The organism is Roseateles sp. GW821-FHT09H11 (assembly GCF_059415845.1).
Window position 1 is genome coordinate 432,719 of the sequence record NZ_JBWKOA010000003.1, and the last position, 23,711, is coordinate 456,429.

Below are 23,711 nucleotides of genomic sequence, written 5' to 3' on the forward strand. Positions count from 1 at the left end.
CCCCCGCGGACCGCATCAGGAGAAAAGAATGAGCAAGGCATTGATCGTTTCCACGGCCCGCACCCCGCTCGCCAAGAGCTGGAAGGGTTCGTTCAACATGACCCACGGCGCGACGCTGGGCGGCCACGTGGTGCGCGCGGCGCTGGAGCGCGCCGGCATCGAGGGCGGCGAGGTGGAGGACGTCCTCATGGGCTGCGCCACGCCCGAAGGCGCCACCGGCGGCAACATCGCGCGCCAGATCGCGCTGCGCGCCGGCCTGCCGGTGAGCGTCTCCGGACAGACCCTCAACCGGTTCTGCTCCAGCGGCCTGCAGACCATCGCGACCGCGGCGCAGCGCATCATCGCGGGCGAGGCGGACGTGTTCGTCGCCGGCGGCGTGGAGAGCATCTCCTGCGTCCAGAACGAGGCCAACCGCCACATGGGCCACGAGAGCTGGCTGTCGGCGCACAAGCCCGAGATCTACTGGTCCATGCTGCAGACGGCCGAGAACGTCGCCCAGCGCTACAAGATCCCGAAGGAGCGCATGGACCGCTACGGCGCGGCCAGCCAGCAGCGCGCCTGCGCCGCGCAGGCCGAGGGCCTGTTCAACGCCGAGATCGTGCCCATCACCGTGATGGCCGGCGTCGCCGACAAGGTGCGCGGCATGACGACGAAGGAGGTCACCGTCAGCGTCGATGAAGGCCTGCGCGTGGGCACCACCTACGAGAGCATCAAGGACATCCGCACGGCGGTCCCCGGCGGCGTGGTCACCGCGGGCAACGCCAGCCAGTTCAGCGACGGCGCCGGCGCGTGCGCGATCGTCAGCGAGGCCTATGCCCAGAAGAAGGGCCTGAAGCCGCTGGGTCGTTTCCTCGGCTTCGCCGTGGCCGGCTGCGAGCCCGACGAGATGGGCATCGGCCCGGTCTTCGCCGTGCCCAAGGTACTCAAGCGCCTGGGCCTGAAGGTGTCGGACATCGACCTGTGGGAACTCAACGAGGCCTTCGCGGTGCAGGTGCTGTACTGCGCGGACACGCTCGGCATCCCGATGGACAAGTTGAACGTCAACGGCGGCGCGATCGCGATCGGCCACCCGTACGGCGTGTCGGGTCAGCGCCTGACCGGCCATGCGCTGATCGAAGGCAAGCGTCGCGGCGCCAAGCGCGTCTGCGTGACGATGTGCATCGGCGGCGGCATGGGCGCCGCCGGCGTGTTCGAAGTGCTCTGACGAGCACCCTCCTACCGGCTGACGCCGGCCCCCTCAGGGGGCGAGCCCGAGGGCCCGGCAAAGCCGGATCCCCGGGCTCCGCTTGATGAGTCGGCGGGCTTCGCTCCGCCTCTGTTGTGAGATGCGCATGCGCCAGACCTTGGATTTCCTTCTCTACGACTGGCTGAAGGTGCAGGACCTCGGCCGGCGCGAGCGCTTCTCGGAGCACTCGCGGGAGACCTTCGACGCGGTGCTCGACACCTGCGAGAAGATCGCCCGCGAGAAGTTCGCGCCGTTCAACCGCCTGGCCGATACCGAGGAGCCGCGCTTCGACGGCGAGCGCGTGTTTCTGCCCAAGGCGACGCACGAGGCGCTCGCCGCCTACGTCGGCTCCGGCATGCTGGCCGCCGCGCAGGACTACGAGCACGGCGGCATGCAGCTGCCCTGCGTCGTCGAGATGGCCGCCAACTGCTTCTTCAGCAAGGCCAGCGTGTCCCTGGGCGGCTACGCGATGCTGACCAACGGCAACGCCAATCTGCTGATGGCGCACGGCACCGACACGCAGCGCGACGTCTTCGCGATGAACGAGCTGTCCGGGCGCTGGTTCGGCACGATGTGCCTGTCGGAGCCGCAGGCCGGGTCGTCGCTGTCCGACGTGGCCACGCGCGCCGAGGCTGACGGCGCGGACTTCGAGGCCGATCCGCTCGGCCCGCGTTACCGGCTCACCGGCAACAAGATGTGGATCTCGGGCGGCGAGCACGAGATCACCGAGAACATCGTCCATCTGGTGCTGGCGAAGATCCCCGGACCCGACGGCAAGCCGCTGCCGGGCACCAAGGGCATCTCGCTGTTCATCGTGCCCAAGCACCTGGTCGACACGGGCGGGCAGCTCACCGGCGAGCGCAACGACGTGGCGTTGGCGGGCCTGAACCACAAGCTCGGGTATCGGGGCACGACGAACTGCCTGCTCAATTTCGGCGAAGGACGCCACACGCCGCGCGGGAAGAAGGGCGCCATCGGCTACCTCGTCGGCAAGCCCGGCGACGGCCTGCGGCAGATGTTCCACATGATGAACGAGGCCCGCATCGGCGTCGGCCTCGGCGCGGTGATGCTGGGCTACGCGGGCTACGAGGCGAGCCTCGAGTACGCGCGGCAGCGTCCGCAAGGTCGGCCGGTCACCACCTCCGGCGGGAAGGACGCGGCGCGGCCGCAGGCGCTGATCATCGAGCACGCCGACGTCAAGCGCATGCTGCTGGCGCAGAAGAGCTTCGTCGAGGGCGGTCTGGCGCTGGAGCTGTTCTGCGCGCGGCTGGTCGACGAGCAGCACACGGGGTCGGAGGACGAGGCCGCCGCGGCGAAGCGGCTGCTCGAGGTCCTCATCCCCATCGCCAAGAGCTGGCCCAGCGAGTGGTGCCTGGAGGCGAACTCGCTCGCGATCCAGGTGCTGGGCGGCTACGGCTACACGCGTGATTTCCCGGTCGAGCAGTACTGGCGCGACAACCGCCTGAACATGATCCACGAGGGCACGCACGGCATCCAGGCGCTGGACCTGCTGGGCCGCAAGGTCGTGATGGACGGCGGGCAGGCGCTGATGGCGCTGGCCGCGCGCATCAGCGACACCGCGCAGCGCGCCGGCCAGGTGCCAGGTCTTGCCGAAGCGGCGAACGAACTCGGCGCGGCGCTGGCCGCCGTCGGCGGCGCCACGAAGAAGGCCTGGTCGACCGGCGAGCCCGAGGCGGCGCTCGCCAACGCGACGCCGTACCTGCAGGCCTTTGGGCACACGGTGCTGGCGTGGATCTGGCTGGACGTGGCGCTCTCGCTCGATGGGCGGGAGGACGACTTCGCCCATGGCAAGCGCGCCGCGCAGCGCTACTTCTTCGCGTATGAGCTGCCCAAGATCCATGCCTGGCTCGGCGTGGTCGCGCGGCGCGAGGCGCTCACGCGCGAGATGCAGGACGCCTGGTTCTGACCCCCGCCGTCACCGCCGTCACCGCCGTCGACGACGGCGGCGACGGTGACATGACCCACATCGAGAACATCAAGGAGACAACGATGAGCAGCAAGGTACAAGACCTCTTCGACCTGACCGGCCAGGTGGCGCTGGTGACGGGCGGATCCCGCGGCCTTGGGCTGCAGATCGCGGAGGCGCTCGGCGAGGCCGGCGCGACGCTGATGCTGAGCTCGCGCAAGGCGGGCGATCTGGAGGAAGCCGTGGCGCATCTGAAGGCGCGCGGCATCGCGGCGCAGTACATCGCCGCCGACGCCTCCGACGAGGCGCAGGCGCGGGGCATCGTCGATCAGACGCTCGCGAAGCTCGGCAAGATCGACATCCTCGTCAACAACGCCGGCGCGACCTGGGGCGCCCCGGCGGAGGACCACCCGGTCGAAGCCTGGGACAAGGTGATGGACCTGAACATCCGCAGCCTGTTCGTGATGAGCCAGGAAGTCGCGCGCCGCAGCATGATCCCGCGCAAGTCGGGCCGCATCATCAACGTGGCCTCGATCGCCGGCCTGGGCGGCAACAGCGGCATGATGAAAACGATCGCCTACAACACCAGCAAGGGCGCGGCGGTGAACTTCACCCGCGCGCTGGCCGGCGAATGGGGCGTGTACGGCATCACCGTCAACGCACTGGCGCCGGGCTTCTTCCCCAGCAAGATGACCAAGGGCCTGATGGCGGCGATCGGCGAGGAGAAGCTCGCCGAGCACGCCCCGCTCAAGCGCATCGGCGATGATGAGGACCTCAAGGGCGCCGCCCTGCTGTTCGCGAGCCGCGCCGGGAAGCACATCACCGGGCAGATCCTCGCGGTCGACGGCGGCGTCTCCGCCGTCCACGGCAGTTGATGGCTCCTCCCCCTACGCGCTTCGCGCGCCCCCCACCGGGGGGCGAGCCCGAGAGCCCGGCAGAGCCGGATCTCCGGGCTCCGCTTGGCGGGGACGCCGTCATGCCGTCGTGGGCGCATCTGCCCGTGATTCGAGGTTGTCGTGACTGAAAAGCCGTCGTTGAAGTTCCCCGTCCACATCCCCTTCGTCCAGCAGCTGGGCTTCGAGCTGGTCCGCATCGACGAGGGCGAGGCCGAGCTGCGGGTCGACATCCGCGAGCTGCATCTGAACTCGTGGGAAGTGGCGCATGGCGGCGTGCTGATGACGCTGCTGGACGTGGCGATGGCGCATGCGGCGCGCAGCGTGCACCGCGACCAGCCGGGCTTCGGCCCCGGCGTGGTGACGGTGGAGATGAAGACCAGCTTCATGCGCCCCGGCGAGGGCGCGCTGCGGGCCGTGGGCCGGCTGCTGCACCGCTCGACGACGATGGCCTTCTGCGACGGCGCGGTCTACGGCGAGGACGGCAAGCTCTGCGCCCATTCGACCGGCACCTTCAAGTACCTGAAGGCGCTGCCCGGGAAGGGCCGCAGCCTCAAGGCGCTGCAGCGCAGCGAGGACTGAACCCGTCGCCCCGAGGGCTCATCCTTGCGCCGTGCTCCGGACCGACCGGAGTCGCTCGTTGGCGGAGTTCCGCGCCGGCAGTGGGGGAGGTGTCGGATCCTGGTCCGCGACCAGCCGGCGCACGACATCCAGTGCGACGTCCAGATGACGGATGGTCTCGGGCGCAAGCTCGAGCGGGGCAGCGGGGCGCCTCGAGACGAGCACCATCTTCGCCTCGATCATCGACTGGCGTTCCGCCGCCCTGAGGTGATCCGGCGGCACGGCGACCAACGCGCGCGCGATGGCGATCGCATCCGATGACGAGATGGCGCAGCGCGGGTGTTGACCCTCGTCGCTGGCGCGGGTCTGGAGCCAGGCCATCGGCGCGCGCAGCGCATCCACCGCTGCGGAGACCTGCTGAATCGTCGCGCCGAGCGACGATCGCGGCGTCACCATGTCGAGAGGCACGCCTTGACGACGCATCTCCATCGCGTCCGCCTTGTGTTTGACATGGACCGGATCCGCCAGGCCGGCGGGCGCGCGTCGAGCTTCGGCGAACACGTAGCTCGAGCCCTCGACCTCGTCCGGGCCCTCCACATAGACCGAGCCCTCGAAAGGACTCGTGTCCAGGGTGTGGTCCTTGCCATCGCGACGCTGCAGGGAGGCCGGACCCTTGGGGACGACCAGGGATTCGGGGCGCTCGTAGATGCCCCTGTCGCGGCGGGGAAGGACGTCGTGGTCCTTGCTGCGGCGGGGCGGAATGACGTCGTCGTTGTCACCGCGGCGCGGAGGAACGGCATAGTCGTGGCCGGTGCGGCGAGGAGGGATGGCGTACTCGTGGCCGGTGAGGCGAGGCGGCACGTCATAGACCGATGAGTCCGTGCTGGTCGGCGCCGGCGCGACGGGGACCGGCGGTGTCCGGGGCCGCAGCCGGCGCGGCTTCGAGCAGGGCCGTGGCGACAGCGCCTCCTCGACCGCCGCCATCACCGGCTTCGGCTCGATGTGACGCGCGCCGATCACGCACATCAATCGCAAGGCGATGTCCACAGGGCAATCCTGCGGCAACACCAGGGTTCGCGTCGGGCCGCTCAGGCGCTGCATCAGGCTGCCGGTCAGCCCGTCCAGGAGGCGATGCGGCACCGCCGACAGGTCCAGGGTCTCCGGCTTGCGGACCAGGGCCTTCTCGATCAGCCGGGCCGCGGCGAGGGCCTCCTTCCCGTGCTTCTCCCTTTCAATCCACTTGCGCACCTGAGGATCTCTCGGCGCCTGCGCCGGCCCGTCATTGCCGCCGAGCCAGGAGGGAAGATGGGAGCGACGGAAGATCTGCGACATGGTGACGTGGCGTAGGACTGGAAGGACGATGTCAGTCGACAGCCGCAGGCCCCGGTTCTTGACACGAATCTGCAGGTCGCCTCAGAAAAAGCACGCTCGTTCTTTTCTGTCACCCGAGGGACGTGAAGGGGGAAGAGGGCGTGGTTCAATCGTCGGCATTCCGTCACGGATCGTGGCCGGGTTTCCGCCCGCGATTCCCTTTCATGAGCCATGCGCTGACATGGATCCACAACGACCGAGGAGCCCCCGATGAGCCAAGTGAACCGCCAGATCCATCTGGTGTCCCGCCCGACCGGAGAGGCCGGCACTGACAACTTCAAGCTGGTCGAACAGCCGATCCCCGAACTCGCGGACGGCCAGGTGCTGGTCCGCAACCATTACCTGAGCCTCGACCCCTACATGCGCGGCCGCATGAACGAGAGCAAGAGCTACGCCGCGCCGCAGCCGCTGGACGCGGTGATGATCGGCGGCACCGTGGGCGAGGTGGTCGCGTCGAAGAACCCGCACTTCGCCGTCGGCGACAAGGTCGTCGGCATGGGCGGCTGGCAGGAGTACCAGCTCGTCGACGCCAACCAGCGCGGCGTGCTGCAGAAGGTCGACACGACGCATGTGCCGCTGTCCGCCTACCTGGGCGCGGTGGGCATGCCGGGCGTGACCGCGTGGTACGGCCTGGTCAAGATCATCGATCCGAAGCCGGGCCAGACGGTGGTGGTCAGCGCCGCCAGCGGCGCGGTGGGCGGCGCGGTCGGCCAGCTGGCCAAGGTCCGCGGCGCGCGCGCGGTGGGCATCGCCGGCGGCGCCGACAAGTGCCGTTACGTCGTCGAGGAACTCGGCTTCGACGCATGCATCGACTACAAGCAGCACACCGACCTCAAGTCGCTGTCCGCCGCGCTGAAGGCCGAGTGCCCGGACGGCATCGACGGTCACTTCGAGAACGTCGGCGGCATGATCCTCGACGCTGTGATGCTGCGCTCGAACGCGTTCAGCCGCATCGCGATGTGCGGGATGATCGCCGGCTACAACGGCGAGCCGATCCCGCTGACGCTGCCGCAGCTGATCCTCACGAACCGGATGAAGATCGAGGGCTTCATCGTCTCCGAACACATGGACGTCTGGCCGGAAGCGCTGAAGGAACTCGGCACGCTGGTCGCGACCGGCAAGCTGAAGTTCCGCGAGAGCGTCGCGCAGGGCCTGGAGAACGCGCCCGAGGCCTTCCTGGGGCTGCTCAAGGGCCGCAACTTCGGCAAGCAGCTGGTGAAGCTGATCTGATGGTCGGCCCGCGCTGGATCAACCAGCCCTTCGACGAGCTCGGCGTCCGGGGCCTGTACCGCGCGCTGCGCCTGCGCGCCGAGGTCTTCGTCATCGAGCAGCGCTGCCTCTACCTCGACCCCGACGGGCTCGACGAGCACGCCTGGCATCTGCAAGGACTGGGGCAGGGCGTGGACGGCGCGGAGGAACTCTTCGCCTACGCGCGTCTGCTGCCGCCGTCGATCGGCGACGGCTCGGCGCGCATCGGCCGCGTCATCACGGCGTCGACGGCCCGCGGCGGCGGCCTGGGCCGCGCGCTGATGAGCCAGGCGCTGCGCGAGTGCCAGAAGCTCTGGCCGGGCCAGCCGGTCGAGCTCGGCGCGCAGGCCCACCTGCGCGAGTTCTACGGCAGCTTCGGCTTCACGCCGATCTCGGACGTCTACGACGAGGACGGCATCCCCCACATCGACATGCGCAAGGACGCGACGCCATGAGCGGCCCCACCCACGAGTCCCCCCATTCCGCCGGCCTGCCGTCCGCCGACGACCTCGTCCTGCATCACTACAGCAGCTCGCCGTTCGCGGAGAAGGCGCGGCTGATGCTGGGCCTCAAGGGCCTGGCGTGGCACTCGGTGACGGTGCCGATGGTGCTGCCCAAGCCTGATGTCGTGGCGCTGACCGGCGGCTACCGGCGCACGCCGTTCCTGCAGCTCGGCGCGGACATCTACTGCGACACCGCGCTGATCGCCGAGGTGCTGGAGGGCCGTCGTCCGACGCCCAGCCTGTACCCCGCGGCCGTCGCCGGCCACGCGCGCATGCTGGCGCAGTGGGCCGACACGGACCTGTTCTGGACCGCGCTGCCGTATGCGATGCAGCCGGCGGGCGCGACCGCGCTGTTCGCCGGGGCGCCGCCGGACATGCTGAAGATCTTCGTCGCCGATCGCAAGGCAATGAGCGAGGGCATGCCGCAGGTGCGCGGCGTCGACGCCGGCGCGGCATTGACGCAGTACCTCGAGTGGCTCTCGTCGATGCTGTCCGACGGCCGGCCGTGGCTGCTCGGCGACGAGACGAGCATCGCCGACCTCAGCGTCTATCACCCGCTGTGGTTCGTGACCCGGACCGGGCCGCTGGCCGAGATCTTCCAGCCGCATGAGGCGCTGCGGGCCTGGATGGGCCGCGTCGCCGCGATCGGTCATGGTGAGCGGGCCGGCAAGCTCGACGGCGCCGCGGCGATCGCGCTGGCGAAGACCTCGACACCGCGTCCCGCGCGGGTCGAGGAGGGCCTGGGCTTCGCCGCCGGCGACGCCGTGACGGTCACGCCCTACGACTACGCCCGCGACGCGGTCGCCGGCACGCTCGTGGGCCTGAGCTGCCGCACGGTGACGCTGGCCCGCGAGGACGAGCGCGCCGGCCGCGTGCACGTGCACTTCCCGCGCATCCGCTACACGCTGAAGCGCGCATAGCCCGATCGGGCCCGCGAAGACGGGCTCGGGTGCCTGCGTGGAATGCAGGACAAGAACGCATCAAGGAGACAAGCGCATGAAGGACTATCAAGGCAAGACCGCGGTGATCACCGGCGCGGGCTCGGGCTTCGGGCTCGAGGTGGCGCGCATCGCCGCGTCGCGCGGCATGAACCTGGTGCTGTGCGATGTGCAGCAGGACGCGCTCGACCGGGCCGCGTCGGAGTTCGCCGCGCACCCGGTGCTGGCGCAACGCGTCGACGTGTCCAAGGCCGACCAGATGGAGGCCCTGGCGGCCGCGGTGAAGGCGCGCTTCGGCGCGCCGAACTTCGTGTTCAACAACGCCGGTGTCGGTTCGGGCGGGCTGATCTGGGAGAACGCGCTGTCGGACTGGGACTGGGTCCTGGGCGTCAACCTGATGGGCGTGGTGCACGGCGTGCGCCTGTTCACGCCGATGATGCTGGAGGCCGCCGGCCGGGATCCCGCATGGCAGGGGCACATCGTCAACACCGCCTCGATGGCCGGCATGCTGAACCCGCCCAACATGGGCGTCTACAACGTGTCCAAGCACGCGGTGGTGTCGCTCAGCGAGACGCTGTACCAGGACCTCGCGCTGGTGACGGACCAGGTGCGCACGTCGGTGCTGTGCCCGTTCTTCGTGCCCACCGGCATCACGCAGAGTCATCGCAACCGGCCTGCCGACGGACCCGGGCACCTGGGCGCGGACAAGCCGACCAGGAGCCAGCTCATCTCGCAGGCGATGACCGACAAGGCGGTCAGCTCGGGCAAGCTGACGGCGGCGGACGTCGCGCGCATGGTGTTCGAGGCGATGGACGAGGAGCGCTTCTACATCTTCAGCCACCCGCAGGCGCTCAAGGGCGTGCAGACGCGGCTGGAGGACGTGATGCAGCTGCGCAACCCGACCGATCCGTTCGAGGACAAGCCGGAGATCGGCGCGAAGCTGCGGGCCTCGCTGCGCGGCTGAAGCCGGACAGCGCACGGCAAGGTGTCGGAGACACCTGACACTTCTGACAGGGACCTCCCCCGGATGCGGGAGAGCCCTTCCCCTCGCGCCGGAGAGGCGGGCCCACAATCCTTGCGTGGTCCTGTTCGCACTCCCCCGACTTCTGCGCGTGCTGCCGCGCCTGCTGCCGATCCTGGCCGCGGCCGTGGCGGCGTGGCTGGCATTGGCGGGACAGGGGCACGCCGATCCGCGTGACTGGCTGACGACCGAGGAGCGCGCCTGGGTGGCGCAGCATCCGGTGCTGCGGGTCGGGGGCTCGGCGAGCTACGGCCCGTTCACCTATGTCGACGAGGAAGGCCGCCTCACCGGCCTGTCGGTGGACTACGCGCGGCGCTTGATGGAACTCACCGGACTGCGCTTCGAGTTCCAGCCGCCGCGGCCCTTCGCGGACAACCTGGACGCGCTGGCGGCCGGCACGCTCGACGTGCAGATGTCGCTGCGCGAGACGCCGGAGCGCACGCAGCGCTTCGGCTTCACCCGCCCCTACATCACGGTGCCGGCGGTGCTGCTGCGCCGCGCCGGCGCGGGCGACGATCCGCTGCGCCCCGGCGAGGCGGTGGCGGTGGCGCGCGGCTATGCGGTGGCGGAGTTCCTGCGCGACCGCTACGCCACCAATCCCTTGCAGGTCGAGGTCGACGACCGCACGGTGCTGCGCCGGCTGGCCGGCGGCGAGGTCGGCGCGGCGGTGGTGGACCTGGCCGGCGCGACCTACCTGATGCGGCGCGACGGCATCGGCAACCTGCGGGTGGTGGACGACATCGGCTACGCGTACGGGCTGGGCATCGGCTACCGGCGCGACTGGCCGATGCTGGGCCGCATCCTGGACAAGGCGCTCACGCGCATCGGCGACAGCGAGCGCCAGGCCATCGCCGACCGCTGGATCACGCAGGACACCGCGGCGATGCGCTGGCAGCGCCGCGCGCTGTGGGGCGTGGGCGTCGCGCTGGCGCTGGTCGTCGCCGGGCTCGGCGTGACGCTGCTGTGGAACCGCGCCTTGCAGCGCCAGGTGCGGCTGCGCGGCGAGCTGCTGCAGCGCGAGCTCGGCGAGCGCATGCGGCTGCAGGACGTGGACCGGGCCCGCGAGCTGGCCGAGGTCACGAGCAAGACCAAGAGCGAGTTCCTGTCCCAGGCCAGCCATGAGCTGCGCACGCCGCTGAACGCGGTGCTGGGCTTCAGCCAGTTGCTGGCCCACGATCCGAAGCGGCCGCTGGACGATGTGCAGCAGTCGCGCCTGCGGCACATCGACGAGGCGGCCAAGCATCTGCTGGTGCTGATCGAGGACATGATGACGCTGTCGCGCGTCGAGGCGAACACGCTGACCGTGCAGTCGCTGCCGCTGCAGGCGGGGCCGCTGCTGCGCCGCGTGGTGGAACTCGCGCAGCCGGCGGCGGCGGCGGCCGGCGTCGACCTGCAGGTCGGCATGACGCCCGAGGAGGACAGCACGCTCCCCCTCGTCCAGGCCGATCCCATCCGGCTGGAGCAGGTGCTGCACAACCTCATCTCCAACGCCATCAAGTACAACCGGCGCGGCGGCTGGGTGAAGGTCCGCGCCTGCGCGGAACCGCGCGGCTTCCGCATCGAGGTCGCCGACAACGGCATCGGCCTGAGCCCCGAACAGCGCTCCCAGCTGTTCCAGCCCTTCAACCGGCTCGGGCGCGTGGACCAGCCCGGGCACGGCATCGGGCTGGTCATCTGCAAGCAGCTCATGGAGCGCATGGGCGGGCGCATCCTCGTCGACAGCGAGAGCGGACAAGGCTCCCGCTTCACGCTGGAGCTGCCGGCCGTGCCGGCCGCCGCCTAGGCCGTCTAGGCCGCCTCACTCGCGCCACATCCTTCCGCTCCAGTCGGAGAAGGTCTTCAGCCGCTGCGCCTCCACGCCATGGTTGCGCGAGGAGATCACGCTCCAGGTGATGTACTGCTCGCTGGTCCAGTCGACCCATCCGCCCACCAGGTGCGGCTGGCCCTTGCCGTTCAAGGGCAGCGGCGTGCGCTTCGCGTCGAGGCAGAAGCGGAAGCCCGACTTGGTCTCCGGCTCGCTGCCGAACAGCGCGTTCGGGTCGCAGCGCCGCCACTGCTCGTAGCTCGTGTTCGCGTACATCGCGTTGTAGAGCGAGATCGAGCTGTTGATGAACATCAGGTGCAGTCCCGGCGTCACGTCGTCCAGCAGCCGGAAGCGCGACTTCTCCCAGCTCTCCGGCCCGCGATCGACGACCTCGCCCACGCCCAGCTTGTGGATCGCCAGCGACGCGCGGCTGCGATGTCCCTCGTTGCGGAACAGATCGGTCGGCGCCGCGGGATCCGGCTTGTTGAAGGAGAGGGTGGTGTTGGCCAGTTGCGCCAGCTTGGTCCGCACCTGGAAGTAGCGCGCCAGGTGGGAGGCCGACACCTGCGACGGTGCCTTCGCCGTCATCAGGTCGTCCACCACCGCCGTCGTGAAGCCCATGTGGTACGGCCAGTCCATCGGCCCCTCCGACGCCCCGGACCAGCCCGGGTTCACCGTCATCTGCAGCTGGTACCACTGGTTGGTGCGGTAGTAGGAGGTGAGGCGCGGCTCCCACGAGAAGTAGAACTCGCGCTTGCCTTGCGGCGTCTGCTCGTCGACGTAGAGCATGTGCGGCGCCATGTAGAACACGCTGGGCCAGCTGAACGGCCAGCCGCGTTTCTCGCCTTCGCCCACCCATTTCCCGCTGGCGTCCTTCCTGCCGCGGAAGGAGGAGGTTGAGCTCTCCAGACCGTACTCGTGCGCCAGTTCCCATTGCTTGACGCCCATCCAGTGGATCATGCCGAACATGGCCCGCTCGATGAACGCCTCCTTGCTGTAGCCGGCCTTCGCATTCGGATAGAGCGCGCTTGCCGATGACTGTGTCGAGGGCGACAGCAGGGCCTGCAGCTTGCGGCCGCCGATCTCCGCGCCGTAGGGCTGCGACGGATTGGGCGACACGCGGCTGCCGCGACCGCCGCCGACGAAGTCCAGCGTCTTCGCGCCCGGATCGGTCAGCCAGTACATCGCCCGTTCGCGCTGGTCCGCGCTCAGGTGGCTCCAGTCGCCGTACACGCCGTTCGGGTTCTTGTTGGCGGCCAGCCAGTCGGCGATGCGCTTGACCACCTTGATCGGGTTCGAGCCGTCATCGCCCTTGGTCTCGAACAAGCCCTGACCCTGCCCAGCGTCCGGCGTCCAGATGTCCAGCGGATGCGTGATGGGCAGCCAGGCATTCCAGTCGGGCAGCTGCAGCGGGATCGGCATCTCGCGCGTGTTCAGCACCTTGCCCGGGCTCGGATCCATCGCGGCATCGAGCTCGGCCTGCGTCACCGCGGCCGTGCTGCCGGCCGCCTTGCCGGCGAAGACGTTGACGAAGGACTTCGCGTCCGGCAGCACCGCGTCGATGCCCGCGCCGGCCGCCCATTCGACCGCGGGCCTGCTGTCCAGGCCGGGGCCGGGCTGGTACGGCGGATTCCACGGCGTGGCCTGCGGCACGTGCGGAACCTGCGTCAGCGCCGCGCGCAGGTAGGCGGCGATCTGCCGGCCTTGCGTCTCGCTCAGGCCGTGGAAGCGAGAGCGCTGGACGATCGAATGGTTGGAATAGTTGAAGTACTGCAGGTCGCGGCCCGTCGCCGCATGGCAGGACGCACAGGCGGCGCGCATGCGGCTGTTCACCACCGGCGACTTCAGCAGCAGGCCCGAGGCGTTCCACAGCGCCTTGCCCGCGTCGGCATCGGCCGTCCAGGTGCGGCCGGCCTGCTTCTCGACGGCGATGTCGGCCCAGCGGCGCGGATTGGTCGCGAGGTTGCGCCCGCTCGCGTCCTGCAGCTGCAGGTCGAGGATGCGGAAACCGTTGGAGTTGCCGTCGGTGCCGTTGAAGCGGAACTCGATGCGGTTGGTGGCCGGCATCGCCACCAGGCGTGCCCGCGCGGTGCTGTCCAGCGGCACGCGGAAGCGGATGGTCAACAGCCCGCCGTTGACGCCGCCGTGCGAGCGCTCGACATCGTCGAGCTGGACGCCGGTGTCGCTGATCGGGATCCACGCGGCGGCGCTGGTGTTGTTGGCGTTGGCGGCGCCGACCACGCGCAGGCTGCCGGCGATGGGCGTCAGCGGCTTGCTGAGCGCCTCGAACTCCGGTGAGTTGTAGAAGCCGCAGCGGTGGCAGCGCACCACCAGCTGGGTGGCGGTGGAGAGCGAGGCGGCATCGAGCGACAGCTCGGCGCTGACGACGGTCGGCGCATCGGGAGCGCCGGCGCCTAGCACTTCGATCGGCAGGGTCAGCGTCGGTGCCGGACCTGGCGCGGGAGCGGGACCTGGCGCCGGAGCCGGGCCCGGCGGAGGCGCCGGCGGCGGTGGCGGAGGAGGAGGCGGCGGCGGGGGAGGCGGCGTGGGTGACGGCGCCGGAGCCGGAGGCGGTGTGGGTGAAGGCGCCGGAGCAGGCGAAGGCGCCGGCGTCGGTGCCGGGCCTTGCGCATCCGTCGCCTGCAGGCGCCAGCGCTGGTTGTCGCCGTTGCCGCAATCCCATTGCTGGATGCGTCCGCCGGCGGCGACGCTGAAGTCCTTCACGTCGAGGCATTTGCCGGTGTGCTTGGCGGCGATGTTGAAGGCATCGCCCTTGGCCGTGACGGCGAAGCGCTGGTTCGCGCCGGCGCCGTAGCTCCATTGCTGGATCAGTGCGCCGTTCACGGTGGAGATGTCGCTGACGTCCAGCCCCTTGCCGCTGTTGACGTTGCGGAACGCGTAGCTGCCGTCGGCCGCGGCGCTGACCTCGAAGCGCTGGCTGGCCGCACTGCCGCAGGCTGCCAGCAGCGTCTTGGCGCCGTCGGCCATGCTCGCGCCTTCGATGTCCAGGCACAGATCCGATTGAACGCCGCGCACGTTGTACTGCCCCACCGGCAGCAGGCCGCGCGATGCCGAGTCACGTGGATAGAGGAAGAACTGGTGCACCGCCTCCGCGGTGAGGCAACTGGCCTGCTGGATCTGCACGCCATTGGCGCCCGACCTGCTCGGCAGGGTCCAGCACTTGCCGCTGGACACGTTGACGATCCGGACCCGGTTGCCGTTGGCGCGCCACAGGCGGAAGCGCTGCGCATCGGTGTCGTTGCTGCTCGACTGCTGGATCGCCGCGCCGTCGGCGCGTGAGGAACCGGCCAGTTCCAACACCTTCGACGTTCCGGCGTTGACCAGCTTGTAGAACCCGTTGCTCTGCAGGCTCAGGTCGAAGGCCTGGTGGAGGCTGTCGCCGCAGGTCGTCTGCTGGACGCGTCCGCCATCGGCGGCGGCAGGCAAGGCCTCGACGCATTTGCCGGTCAGCGCGTTCATCAGCACGTAGCGGCCCGCGGCCACCACCGGCGACGGATCGGGGGCCAGCGCCTCGGCGCTGGCGTGGTCGACCGCCACCGGGCCTGCCGACGCGTCGGGTGAGTCGGCGCCGCCGCAGGCGCTCAGCAGCACGCTGACGGCCAGCGCGATCGTGGTCGGCGCGGCCTGGAGCTTGGCCACGTTCGGGCTGGAGGAGGGGTGCATGCGCGTCTCTCGCTGATGTGGGTTGGGGAACGGACGCGACCGGAGGCGGCGCGACTGCCATCCGATTCATTTTTTCCGCGAGCTGAAAGCGGTTCCAACGGGTAGGCGCAAGAGCTGCAATCAACGGTAAGCGCGGCGATTCGCCGTACCTCTTCCGGGTGAGTCGGCCTGAGCCCGCCGCGAAAGGACATGCACCCCGCGTCGCCCGATCTCCCGATCTCCCGATCGCCCGGATCCGGGAGATCCGCGACCGTCTGGCACACTGCGCGGCCTTGCGCAGTACCCTCCATCCCATGCCCATCTCCGAATCCCCCCGTCGCGTCGCCGTCATCGGCGGCGGCCCCGCCGGCCTCATGGCCGCCGAGCGTCTCGCCCAAGCCGGTCTCTCCGTCGACCTCTACGACGCCATGGCCTCGGTCGGCCGCAAGTTCCTCCTGGCGGGCAAGGGCGGTCTGAACCTGACGCACTCGGAGGCTCGCCCCGATTTCGATTCGCGCTTCTTCGAGCGCCAGCGCCAGGTCGGCGCCTGGCTCGACCGCTTCGACGGCGAAGCCCTCCGTGCCTGGGCCCAGGGCCTCGGCGTCGAGACCTTCGTCGGGACATCCGGGCGCGTCTTTCCGAGGGACCTCAAGGCCGCGCCGATGCTACGTGCCTGGCTGTCCCGACTGCGCGCGCAGGGCGTGCGCTTCCACATGCGGCATCGCTGGCTGGGCTGGGACGCGGCGGGCGCGCTGCGCTTGCGCTCGCCCGAAGGCGAAACGACCGTGACCGCGGATGCCGTCGTGCTCGCGCTGGGCGGCGCCTCGTGGCCGCAGCTGGGGTCCGACGGCGCCTGGGCGCCGCTGCTCGCCGAAGTCGGCGCGACGGTGTCGCCGCTGCGCGCAGCGAATTGCGGCTTCGATCTGGGCACGACGCGTGACGGCGCGGCGCCGGGCTGGTCGCCGTTCTTCGCCGAGAAATTCGCGGGCCAGCCGGTCAAGCCGGTGGCGCTGACCGCCGAGGGCGTCGACGGCCGGCGCTTCTCGCGCCAGGGCGAGTTCGTCGTGACGGCGACCGGCATCGAAGGCTCGCTGGTCTACGCGGCGTCCGCGCTGCTGCGCGAGAAGCTCGAGCGCGACGGCGAAGCGCTCGTGCACCTGGACCTGCTGCCCGGCCGCGACGCGGCCTGGGTGCTGGAGCAGGTCGCCCATCCCCGCGGCTCGCGTTCCTTGTCCTCACACCTCAAGAGCCGACTGAACATCGAAGGCCTGAAGGCCGGCCTGCTGCACGAGGTGCTCACGAAGGACGAGTACGCCGATACGGCGACGCTGGCCCGCACGCTGAAGGCGCTGCCGCTGCGCCTGCGCGCGGCGCGCCCCGTCGCCGAGGCCATCAGCACCGCGGGCGGCGTGACGATCGAGTCGCTCGACGAGCGGCTGATGCTGAAGGCCCGACCCGGCGTGTTCATCGCCGGCGAGATGCTGGACTGGGAAGCGCCGACGGGCGGCTACCTGCTGACGGCCTCGATGGCCAGCGGCCTGGTCGCCGGGGACGGCGCGGCGGCCTATCTGGGTTGAATCGATGGCGTGAGCCGCATTTGACGAAATACGGCTCACCGGATGAGCCGTAAATGCCGTGCACTACCAGGCGCCCGCGTCGCGCGACGTGCCGGCCGAGATGGCGCGCTTCCTCGCGTGGTTCGCCGCCACCACGCCGCGCAAGGGCGCGCCGCCGTCGGAGGATGGGCCGCGACTGGACGGTCTTGCGCGTGCCGCGATCGCGCACTTCTGGTTCGAGAGCATCCATCCGTTCGAAGACGGCAATGGCCGCGTCGGCCGGGCGATCATCGACATGGCGATTGCCCAGCATCTCAGACAGCCGATGCGGCTCCACAGCTTGTCCAAACAGCTGCTGGCCACGCGTGCGGCGTACTACGACGCACTCAATCAGACGCAACGGGACGGCGTGGACCTGACCCCGTGGGTGCGGTGGTTCGTGCGCCAGTACACCGGCGCCTGCGACGCCGCCGATCACGTCATGGACGCGGCCGTCCGGAAGCGCCGCTTCCGGGACACCCATGCCGCCGGGGCGCTCGCCGAGCGCCAGCGCAAGGTGCTCCAGCGCCTGCTCGACGACGGCGACGGCGGCTTCCTCGGCGGGCTCAACGCCGAGAAGTACATGAAGATGACCGGCGTGTCGAAGGCGACGGCGACCCGCGACCTGTCGGAGATGACCGCGGCCGGTCAACTGCGCGCGCACGGCGCGGGCAAGGCGGTGCGCTACGACGTCGACGTGCCCGGCTGGACGCACGGCGTCGCGTAGCGCCCGCGGGGTCCTGGCCGTGTCTACGACTGCTTCGGCTTGAGCCCCATCTTCTCGAGCGTCAGCGTCTCGTCCGCGCGTCCCCAGCCGCCGTCGGCGACCTCGTCGACCAGGACCATCGTGTAGGGACGTGCGCCTTCGCCGAAGTACTCGACGAACATGGCCGTGACGCGGTGGATGATCTCCTCCTTGCGGGCAGCGTCGGCGACGCCCTCGGGGAGCTTGATGTTGGCGAAGGGCATGGTGGCCTCGTTGAAATGAAGTGATGACGGGAGTGATTCTTCGGAATCGGCACGCGTCGAAAAAGAGCCTCTCGCCGTCATCACATGCCAACGGGAATCAACAATGCGTGCCGGTTGCACGAGCCAGGCAGGCGAGCCGGAAGCGCAATCCGGGAAGGCGACCCGGGAACCTGGGACGCCGAGCGCGCTCCGGGTGGCCGGTCATGCGGCTGACATGAAGCTGGGCGACGCTGCGTCGCGATGCGCCCTGCGACCGGATCCTTCGCCCGCATGCTCGCCGGCTGGCTGCGCCACTCGCGAGGCGTGCTGCTGTTGCTGTTGTGCGCCGCGATCCCGCTGTACGGCGCCGCGGGCGCGCGGCTGACGACGCTCGGCCCGACGCATCACCACCGGACCGCGGCCACCGTCGATCACGATCACGACGCGTGGACGCTGGCGCAGACATGGCGCGACCTCGTCCATCGAGGCCTGCAGGTGCTGGCAGGGCAGGAGACCGCGCAGGCCCTCGACACTGCGCGGGCCCGGCAGCAGCTGCAGCTCCAGCGCGACCGGAAGCCCGCGCATGTCCATGCCCACGGTCCGTTCGAGCGCCATCACCACCAGGCCGGCGATCCCACCGTCGTGCTGGACGATCACGACGGGCCTTCCTTGAGCGACGCGGCGGCGCTGGGCGCTTATGTCCTGCCCATGGCGAATGTCGACATGCCGCGAGTGCCCGAGCCCGCGAGCGCCAACGGCCATTGGCCACGCGCCGAGCCGCCGATCTGGCGCAGCATCGGCGACACCCGACGGGAGCGACCGCCCCGGCGCTGAACGGCCGTGATGGCGCGCGAACACGTCCACGCCCTTGGCGCGGACGGCGCGCGCTCCGCCGTTCCGCCTTGCCCGGGCCGCCGTCGCTGCGCCCGATCGATGCGGTCACGCCGCCATGCCCGCGGGCCCAGGCGGCGCCATCGGCTGTCCGCCGACGCGGCAGCAGGATCTTTCGTCATGGAAACTCTTGGAACCCTCTTTCCCGACGCCATCCCCGACGCCATCCCCGACGCCATCCCCGGCGCCATCCCAGGTGCCATCCCCGGCGCCATCTCAGGCGTCCTGGCGGTCGCCCGCGACGCCAGCGCGCCCATGTCGACGCCGACCTGGCAGGGCGCGGTCGATCGGGCCGTGCGCCTGTGCGGTAGCCAGGCCGCGCTGGCCCGTCATCTGAAGGTCCCCCGGCAGCACGTCAGCGAAGCCCGCACGGGCGGTCGCACGATCCCCACGGACCGCCTGCCCGCGCTGGGGCAACTGGTCCACATGACGCCGGCCGAGCTGTGGACGCTGCAGGAGATCGCCAACATGCCCCGGCGCAATCCGTTCTCCCGGGCGTGCGATGGGCGGTAGCGCCTGTTCGAAAACCTGTAGGACCGCTCCGACGGGAGGATGCGCCGCCCGCCGTCACCCGGCGGGAGCCGCCCCGCCTAGGATGATTCCAGTGCCATCGCACCCTGCGGGACACGCAGTAACTTCCGGAGATGATGATGAACAAGGACCAAGTGAAGGGCGCCGCCAAGGACATCGCTGGCAAGGTGCAGCAGAAGACCGGTGAAGTGGTCGGCAGCACCGAACAACAGGCCAAGGGCCTGGCCAAGCAGGTCGACGGCAAGGCCCAGAAGGCCTACGGCGACGTGAAGGAAGCGGCCAAGGACGCGGGCAAGCACTGATCGCCCGGCTCCAGTGGAAACGCCGGCGGGACTCGCGTCCCGCCGGCGTTTCTCATGGTCCTGACCGGTCGATCCGGACCGGTCGGACGAAGCGGGCGATCAGCCCGGCTTGTTCTTCAGCTTGCCCTTGGGCATCACGGCCGTCATCGGCGCGACCGGCCGGGTGGAGACGGAGGACGATTCCTTGGGGGTGCTGGTGTCCTTCTTGGGCTTCTTGTTGGCCTTGTCGTTGCGTTGCTCGCCTTTTGGCATGGCTTGATTTCCTTCTGGTCGTTCAGGGTCGGGATGGCGGCACTCTACTACTGCCGCGAGCCCCGGTCACTTCACCGCCAAGGGTCGGGTGATGACGGCCTTCCCATACCGATCGCCGACGTCTGCGGCCTGACCGTTCCGGATGAAGTCCCGCATCAATGCGAAGTAGCCTTCGGCGTAACGCGTGGAGACGCGTTGCCCATCCGGCGTGCGCTCGAATTCGGTCATGCCGTGATCCGCGCCGGGGTAGACGGCGAGCGTGTAGCGCTTGCCCGCCGCGATCAGGGCGCGGATGTCCGCCTCGGAGCGGGCGCTTGGCGCGACGCGGTCGTCGACGCCGAGCACCCAGAGCTGCGGCGTGCGGGAGGCCCGCAGCGTCGGCATCGGGTCGTAGCGGAAAGACACGTCGAACTTGTAGGTCGTGTTCAGTCCCTCAAGGATCTGCGCCTTGTCGAGCGGCAGCACCAGATGCAGGAAGTTGCCCCGCACGTCCTTGAACCAGGCCCGGGAGCGGTATCGCTCCCGCAGTGCGTCGAACGCCTCGTAGCCTTCCCTGCCACGCGTCTCGATGACCTGCTGGCCGGCGCGCGTCAGCGCCAGCGCGTCCTCGGTGTCCCGCGCGGAATGCCCGTTGGCGCGCATCTCCAGCGCGACGCTCTGCAGGTCCTGCTCAAGCATGGACACCGTCAGGCCGAAGCTCACGACAGCGAAGTCCGCCGGGGCGCGCTCCGCCGCCAGCGGCGCGACCCAGCCGCCCTGGCTGCCGCCTTGATAGCCGATGCGGCCCGCGCGTGAGCCCGACAGTCGACGAGCCTCTTTCATGGCCAGCACCGCATCGTCCGCCAGCACGCCGATGTCCTGCGTGTAAGCGCCACCGGAGCCGCCGGTGCCCCGCTTGTCGTAGACGAAGGCGCCGATGCCCTCCGCGGGGAAGATGCGTTGAAGCGCATCGCCTTCGCGTGCGGAGTCCGATTCGGAGCCGTGGAGCAGTACCACCACGGGCACGGGGCCCTGGCCCCTGGGCATGACCAGACGCCCGACCAACGGGACGCCACCCGCATCGAAGGTGGTCTCGCGCACGTCGAAGGCGATGCGCTGGCCGCGCTGTCCGCCGAAGGTGATCTCGCCCTTGTCGCAGTCGGCTGACGACAGCGTGTCCGCCGCCGGGCGATCGGTCCATCCGACGGTGCTGGCCCAGGCGCCGTCGGGCAGGGGCCGCAGCCGGCCCGTCTCGCCGCTGAACACGGTCCAGCGCAAGCTGTTGCCTCGGGCCGGCGCGATGTCCAGCGTCCGGCCGCTTTCCAGTCGATAGGCGCCGACCAGGCAGCTCGTCGTGAGCGGGACGGCAGCGGGCGCCCGATCCGCCGGGGCAGGCTGGGCCATCGTGGGAGCGGGCGTCGCGGCCAGCAGCGCACACAGCGGCAGCACGGCAAGTGATGTCATTCTTTTCCTCGCAGGTCCATCATCGGAGAGCCGGAGTCTCGATGTCCGCCCCGCTCGAGGCGACCGCCAGGTGACGCGCTACCGGCGAGCCGTGACGAACTGCCATCCGGGCCGACGAGCGTCATCCGCGGACCGGGCTGTCGTCGATCCGTCCTGCGGGGGCCGGTCCCTCCCCGCGTAACGGAGCGGCTTTCGTCAAGCTGTTCACGGCGCCGCTCGGGTCGCGCCCGTGCCGGGTCTGTCCGCCGATGAAACAAGCGCATAGGCTCGCGCCCAACCCGGTGGGGGCTCCCCCCAGCACCCGCCGACCGCTTCCACCCCCTGTCCTGGATGAGGTCCTCATGACTCTGAACAACATGCGTGTCGGTACCCGGCTTGGCGCTGGCTTTGCCCTCATCCTGCTGCTGCTGGCGCTGATGCTGGTGGTCAGCGTGCTGCGCCTGAACAGCGCGTCCGTCGCCGTCCAGGCCATGATGGCGTCGCCGCTGGCCAAGGAGCGCCTGCTGGAGGAGCAACTGCGCAACGTCGTCGCCGGCGTGACGCGCGGCAAGGCGATCGCGAAGAATGCGGACGGCGGGCTCGAGGCGCTCTTCCGCGACGAGGCCAAGGCCTCGACCGCGCGCGGCAACGAGATCGTCAAGGCCCTCGCGGACCTGCCGACGGACGACAGCGAGAAGCCGCTGCTGGAGAAGTTCAACGCGGCCCGCAAGGCCTACCTCGACGCGCGGGACCGCATGATGACGGCCAAGCGCGCCGACAAGGCCGACGAGGCCAACCGCATCTACGACAGCGAGTTCAGCGTCGTCGCGCCGGCCTACGTGGCCGCCCTGACCGCCGTGCTGGACTACCAGCGCAAGGTCATCGACGACCTGAACCAGACCATCGCCTCCGACACCGCGCGCGCCCAGTTCCATCTGGAAGTGCTGGGCGGGGTCGCGATCACGCTCGGCATCGTGCTGGCGATCGCGTTGACCCGCTCGATCACGCGGCCGTTGGCGCGGGCCATCGAACTCGTCGACGCGGTCGCCCAGGGCGATCTGTCCAAGCGCCTGCAGGTCGAGGGCCGTGACGAGATCGCCTACCTGGTCGGTTCGCTCGGCAAGATGAGCAGCGGTCTCACCGACCTCGTGCGCCAGGTGCGCCAGGCCTCGGAAGGCATCCAGACCGCCAGCGACGAGATGGCCGTGGGCAACATGGACCTGAGCGCGCGCACCGAGCAGCAGGCCAGCTCGCTGGAGGAGACGGCCTCCTCGATGGAGCAGTTGAGCGCCGCCGTGCGTCACAACGCGGACAGCGCGCACCAGGCCAACCAGCTGGCGCAGAACGCGTCGGACGTGGCGGTGCAGGGCGGCGAGGTGGTCGGCCGCGTGGTCGAGACCATGAAGGGCATCAACGACTCGTCGCGTCAGATCGGCGACATCATCGGCGTCATCGACGGCATCGCCTTCCAGACCAACATCCTGGCGCTGAACGCGGCGGTGGAAGCGGCCCGCGCGGGTGAGCAGGGTCGCGGCTTCGCCGTCGTGGCGTCCGAGGTCCGCTCGCTGGCCGGGCGTTCCGCCGAGGCGGCCAAGGAGATCAAGCGCCTGATCACCGCCAGCGTCGAGCGGGTGGAGCAGGGCACGAAGATGGTGGACCGGGCCGGCGAGACCATGACCGAGGTGGTGGGCAGCATCCGCCGCGTCAACGACATCATCGGCGAGATCAGCTCAGCCAGCAGCGAGCAGTCGAGCGGTGTCGCCCAAGTCGGCGAGGCCGTCACCCACATCGACCAGGCGACGCAGCAGAACGCCGCGCTGGTCGAGCAGATGGCCGCCGCCGCGAGCGGCCTGAAGGCGCAGGCCGAGCAGCTCGTCAAGGTCGTGGCGACCTTCAAGCTGGCCTGATACGAGCTCGGCCGCTCACTTCGCGCGAGGCACCTTGCGGTCCAGGAACTCGCGGATCACAGGACCGATCTCCCGCACGTGCGTTTCCAGCGCGAAGTGGCCGGTGTCGAAGAACCGGACCTCCGCGTCGGGCACGTCGCGCTTCCAACGCGTTCTCGTGCATGACCTCCGTGGCGAAGACCTCGCGTGGCTCCGCGTAGAAGCGCTGCTTGAGCATGTGATCGAGTTGCCGCAGGTTCGGCGTCGGCTACGCTCACCGGCATGAAGCACGAGACCGCTTACGACGTGACCCAACTGATCGCAGGGTCCGAGATCGATCCGGTGAGGTCCGAGAAAGACCTGACCCTGAACTTCCACGCGGTGCTTCCCCTTCTGAAGCGGGCGCTCGCCGCGGCCGACGAACAACCGTAGCGAGGGCGGCGGCGACCGAAGTCGCCGTCCACGAATCCGATGCCGAGGCCTTTCGGCGCGCGCAGACTGCGCTCTGTCAAGCGCGGCTCAACGCCTCGTCGAAGCAGTGGCGCAAGCGTGCGGGATCAGAAGTCCAGTTTCGCTTCCCGCGACAGCGGCTCATCCGGCTTCGGCCAGTCGCGGCTGTTGAACAGCAGGTAGGCACCTTCTTCTCTCCCTCGAGCCGTAAAAATAAAGCGCGAGAGTGTGACATCGCCGCGCCAGGTTTTCGCTCGTGGTTAGCCCCGTCAATCGATTG

The 23,711-nt window shown here is 69.8% G+C and carries 21 protein-coding genes and 1 pseudogene; 16 read left to right on the forward strand and 6 right to left on the reverse strand.

The genetic code is table 11. The annotated features are described in order from the left end of the window. The first annotated feature begins 28 nt into the window (after positions 1-28). From AC07PR_RS12745 to AC07PR_RS12760, 4 genes are all read left to right on the forward strand, one after another. Complete coding sequence (locus tag AC07PR_RS12745; RefSeq protein ID WP_495135517.1) at positions 29-1,204, forward strand: acetyl-CoA C-acyltransferase; 1,176 nt, start codon at positions 29-31, stop codon at positions 1,202-1,204. A 121-nt stretch (positions 1,205-1,325) separates the two neighbouring features. Beyond that, a complete protein-coding gene (locus AC07PR_RS12750) occupies positions 1,326-3,152 on the forward strand; it encodes an acyl-CoA dehydrogenase family protein (RefSeq protein ID WP_495135518.1) in 1,827 nt (608 codons plus the stop codon). An 83-nt stretch (positions 3,153-3,235) separates the two neighbouring features. Continuing rightward, on the forward strand, positions 3,236-4,027 hold the full coding sequence (locus AC07PR_RS12755; protein ID WP_483107368.1) for an SDR family oxidoreductase: 792 nt from the start codon (positions 3,236-3,238) through the stop codon (positions 4,025-4,027). A gap of 141 nt (positions 4,028-4,168) precedes the next feature. Then, on the forward strand, positions 4,169-4,627 hold the full coding sequence (locus tag AC07PR_RS12760; RefSeq protein WP_377161488.1) for a PaaI family thioesterase: 459 nt from the start codon (positions 4,169-4,171) through the stop codon (positions 4,625-4,627). A gap of 18 nt (positions 4,628-4,645) precedes the next feature. Here the strand turns inward: AC07PR_RS12760 and AC07PR_RS12765 are convergent, their stop codons facing one another. Further along, the gene (locus AC07PR_RS12765) at positions 4,646-5,854 is read right to left on the reverse strand and encodes a hypothetical protein (RefSeq protein WP_495135519.1); all 1,209 of its coding nucleotides are present in this window, start codon (positions 5,852-5,854) and stop codon (positions 4,646-4,648) included. Between the two features lie 333 nt (positions 5,855-6,187). On the opposite strand from AC07PR_RS12765, the gene AC07PR_RS12770 reads away from it, so the two are divergent. From AC07PR_RS12770 to AC07PR_RS12790, 5 genes are all read left to right on the forward strand, one after another. Continuing rightward, on the forward strand, positions 6,188-7,207 hold the full coding sequence (locus AC07PR_RS12770; RefSeq protein ID WP_495135520.1) for an NADP-dependent oxidoreductase: 1,020 nt from the start codon (positions 6,188-6,190) through the stop codon (positions 7,205-7,207). Beyond that, positions 7,207-7,680 carry a GNAT family N-acetyltransferase gene (locus AC07PR_RS12775; protein ID WP_483107366.1) on the forward strand — a complete coding sequence of 158 codons (474 nt, stop codon included), beginning with the start codon at positions 7,207-7,209 and terminating at the stop codon, positions 7,678-7,680. The genes AC07PR_RS12770 and AC07PR_RS12775 overlap by 1 nt, the downstream gene beginning before the upstream one ends. Then, entirely contained in the window at positions 7,677-8,648 is a 972-nt protein-coding gene (locus AC07PR_RS12780; RefSeq protein WP_495135521.1) for a glutathione S-transferase family protein, read from the forward strand. The genes AC07PR_RS12775 and AC07PR_RS12780 overlap by 4 nt, the downstream gene beginning before the upstream one ends. A 76-nt stretch (positions 8,649-8,724) precedes the next feature. Then, the gene (locus tag AC07PR_RS12785; RefSeq protein ID WP_495135522.1) at positions 8,725-9,630 is read left to right on the forward strand and encodes an SDR family oxidoreductase; all 906 of its coding nucleotides are present in this window, start codon (positions 8,725-8,727) and stop codon (positions 9,628-9,630) included. Positions 9,631-9,745: 115 nt separating this feature from the next. After that, positions 9,746-11,470, forward strand: a complete 1,725-nt coding sequence (locus AC07PR_RS12790) for a sensor histidine kinase (RefSeq protein WP_483107364.1) — start codon at positions 9,746-9,748, stop codon at positions 11,468-11,470. A 15-nt stretch (positions 11,471-11,485) separates the two neighbouring features. On the opposite strand, the gene AC07PR_RS12795 is transcribed toward AC07PR_RS12790, so the two are convergent. Next, a complete protein-coding gene (locus tag AC07PR_RS12795) occupies positions 11,486-15,175 on the reverse strand; it encodes an RICIN domain-containing protein (RefSeq protein ID WP_495135523.1) in 3,690 nt (1,229 codons plus the stop codon). A 293-nt stretch (positions 15,176-15,468) separates the two neighbouring features. Here AC07PR_RS12795 and AC07PR_RS12800 point away from each other — a divergent pair, with 293 nt between their 5' ends. Both AC07PR_RS12800 and AC07PR_RS12805 read left to right on the forward strand, forming a co-directional pair. After that, positions 15,469-16,731, forward strand: coding sequence for a BaiN/RdsA family NAD(P)/FAD-dependent oxidoreductase (locus AC07PR_RS12800; protein WP_495135524.1), 1,263 nt, complete (start codon positions 15,469-15,471; stop codon positions 16,729-16,731). 58 nt (positions 16,732-16,789) lie between these two features. Next, the gene (locus AC07PR_RS12805; RefSeq protein ID WP_495135525.1) at positions 16,790-17,476 is read left to right on the forward strand and encodes a Fic family protein; all 687 of its coding nucleotides are present in this window, start codon (positions 16,790-16,792) and stop codon (positions 17,474-17,476) included. A gap of 23 nt (positions 17,477-17,499) precedes the next feature. On the opposite strand, the gene AC07PR_RS12810 is transcribed toward AC07PR_RS12805, so the two are convergent. Then, positions 17,500-17,718, reverse strand: a complete 219-nt coding sequence (locus tag AC07PR_RS12810; RefSeq protein ID WP_377152422.1) for a tautomerase family protein — start codon at positions 17,716-17,718, stop codon at positions 17,500-17,502. 270 nt (positions 17,719-17,988) lie between these two features. Here AC07PR_RS12810 and AC07PR_RS12815 point away from each other — a divergent pair, with 270 nt between their 5' ends. The 3 genes from AC07PR_RS12815 to AC07PR_RS12825 all read left to right on the forward strand — a co-directional run bounded on the left by AC07PR_RS12815 (position 17,989) and on the right by AC07PR_RS12825 (position 19,421). Further along, entirely contained in the window at positions 17,989-18,531 is a 543-nt protein-coding gene (locus AC07PR_RS12815) for a hypothetical protein (protein WP_495135526.1), read from the forward strand. Positions 18,532-18,708: 177 nt separating this feature from the next. Further along, positions 18,709-19,101: a YdaS family helix-turn-helix protein gene (locus tag AC07PR_RS12820; protein ID WP_495135527.1), complete on the forward strand. Its 393-nt coding sequence runs from the start codon at positions 18,709-18,711 to the stop codon at positions 19,099-19,101. 137 nt (positions 19,102-19,238) lie between these two features. Continuing rightward, positions 19,239-19,421 (forward strand): CsbD family protein, encoded by a 183-nt coding sequence (locus tag AC07PR_RS12825; RefSeq protein ID WP_431104799.1) that lies wholly within the window; start codon positions 19,239-19,241, stop codon positions 19,419-19,421. A gap of 99 nt (positions 19,422-19,520) precedes the next feature. Here the strand turns inward: AC07PR_RS12825 and AC07PR_RS12830 are convergent, their stop codons facing one another. Both AC07PR_RS12830 and AC07PR_RS12835 read right to left on the reverse strand, forming a co-directional pair. Further along, positions 19,521-19,673, reverse strand: a complete 153-nt coding sequence (locus tag AC07PR_RS12830; protein WP_297531206.1) for a hypothetical protein — start codon at positions 19,671-19,673, stop codon at positions 19,521-19,523. Positions 19,674-19,739: 66 nt separating this feature from the next. Beyond that, positions 19,740-21,116 carry an alpha/beta hydrolase family protein gene (locus AC07PR_RS12835; RefSeq protein WP_495135528.1) on the reverse strand — a complete coding sequence of 459 codons (1,377 nt, stop codon included), beginning with the start codon at positions 21,114-21,116 and terminating at the stop codon, positions 19,740-19,742. Positions 21,117-21,457: 341 nt separating this feature from the next. Here AC07PR_RS12835 and AC07PR_RS12840 point away from each other — a divergent pair, with 341 nt between their 5' ends. Beyond that, positions 21,458-23,002 carry a methyl-accepting chemotaxis protein gene (locus AC07PR_RS12840; protein ID WP_377152432.1) on the forward strand — a complete coding sequence of 515 codons (1,545 nt, stop codon included), beginning with the start codon at positions 21,458-21,460 and terminating at the stop codon, positions 23,000-23,002. A 15-nt stretch (positions 23,003-23,017) separates the two neighbouring features. Here AC07PR_RS12840 and AC07PR_RS12845 read toward each other — a convergent pair. Then, a pseudogene (locus tag AC07PR_RS12845) lies at positions 23,018-23,149 on the reverse strand (alpha/beta hydrolase); the annotation flags it as partial. A 114-nt stretch (positions 23,150-23,263) separates the two neighbouring features. Between AC07PR_RS12845 and AC07PR_RS12850 the strand changes: the two are divergent. Next, positions 23,264-23,413, forward strand: coding sequence for a hypothetical protein (locus tag AC07PR_RS12850; protein WP_483107356.1), 150 nt, complete (start codon positions 23,264-23,266; stop codon positions 23,411-23,413). Positions 23,414-23,711 lie beyond the last annotated feature (298 nt).

Bases quoted from the DNA above. Each gene is read 5' to 3' on its own strand.
- AC07PR_RS12795 (WP_495135523.1), bottom strand. From the start codon at position 15,175: ATGCACCCCTCCTCCAGCCCGAACGTGGCCAAGCTCCAGGCCGCGCCG.
- AC07PR_RS12835 (WP_495135528.1), bottom strand. From the start codon at position 21,116: ATGACATCACTTGCCGTGCTGCCGCTGTGTGCGCTGCTGGCCGCGACG.
- AC07PR_RS12800 (WP_495135524.1), top strand. From the start codon at position 15,469: ATGCCCATCTCCGAATCCCCCCGTCGCGTCGCCGTCATCGGCGGCGGC.
- AC07PR_RS12820 (WP_495135527.1), top strand. From the start codon at position 18,709: ATGGAAACTCTTGGAACCCTCTTTCCCGACGCCATCCCCGACGCCATC.
- AC07PR_RS12775 (WP_483107366.1), top strand. From the start codon at position 7,207: ATGGTCGGCCCGCGCTGGATCAACCAGCCCTTCGACGAGCTCGGCGTC.
- AC07PR_RS12755 (WP_483107368.1), top strand. From the start codon at position 3,236: ATGAGCAGCAAGGTACAAGACCTCTTCGACCTGACCGGCCAGGTGGCG.
- AC07PR_RS12780 (WP_495135521.1), top strand. From the start codon at position 7,677: ATGAGCGGCCCCACCCACGAGTCCCCCCATTCCGCCGGCCTGCCGTCC.
- AC07PR_RS12830 (WP_297531206.1), bottom strand. From the start codon at position 19,673: ATGCCAAAAGGCGAGCAACGCAACGACAAGGCCAACAAGAAGCCCAAG.
- AC07PR_RS12840 (WP_377152432.1), top strand. From the start codon at position 21,458: ATGACTCTGAACAACATGCGTGTCGGTACCCGGCTTGGCGCTGGCTTT.
- AC07PR_RS12810 (WP_377152422.1), bottom strand. From the start codon at position 17,718: ATGCCCTTCGCCAACATCAAGCTCCCCGAGGGCGTCGCCGACGCTGCC.
- AC07PR_RS12785 (WP_495135522.1), top strand. From the start codon at position 8,725: ATGAAGGACTATCAAGGCAAGACCGCGGTGATCACCGGCGCGGGCTCG.
- AC07PR_RS12850 (WP_483107356.1), top strand. From the start codon at position 23,264: ATGAAGCACGAGACCGCTTACGACGTGACCCAACTGATCGCAGGGTCC.
- AC07PR_RS12825 (WP_431104799.1), top strand. From the start codon at position 19,239: ATGAACAAGGACCAAGTGAAGGGCGCCGCCAAGGACATCGCTGGCAAG.
- AC07PR_RS12745 (WP_495135517.1), top strand. From the start codon at position 29: ATGAGCAAGGCATTGATCGTTTCCACGGCCCGCACCCCGCTCGCCAAG.
- AC07PR_RS12815 (WP_495135526.1), top strand. From the start codon at position 17,989: ATGCTCGCCGGCTGGCTGCGCCACTCGCGAGGCGTGCTGCTGTTGCTG.
- AC07PR_RS12750 (WP_495135518.1), top strand. From the start codon at position 1,326: ATGCGCATGCGCCAGACCTTGGATTTCCTTCTCTACGACTGGCTGAAG.
- AC07PR_RS12770 (WP_495135520.1), top strand. From the start codon at position 6,188: ATGAGCCAAGTGAACCGCCAGATCCATCTGGTGTCCCGCCCGACCGGA.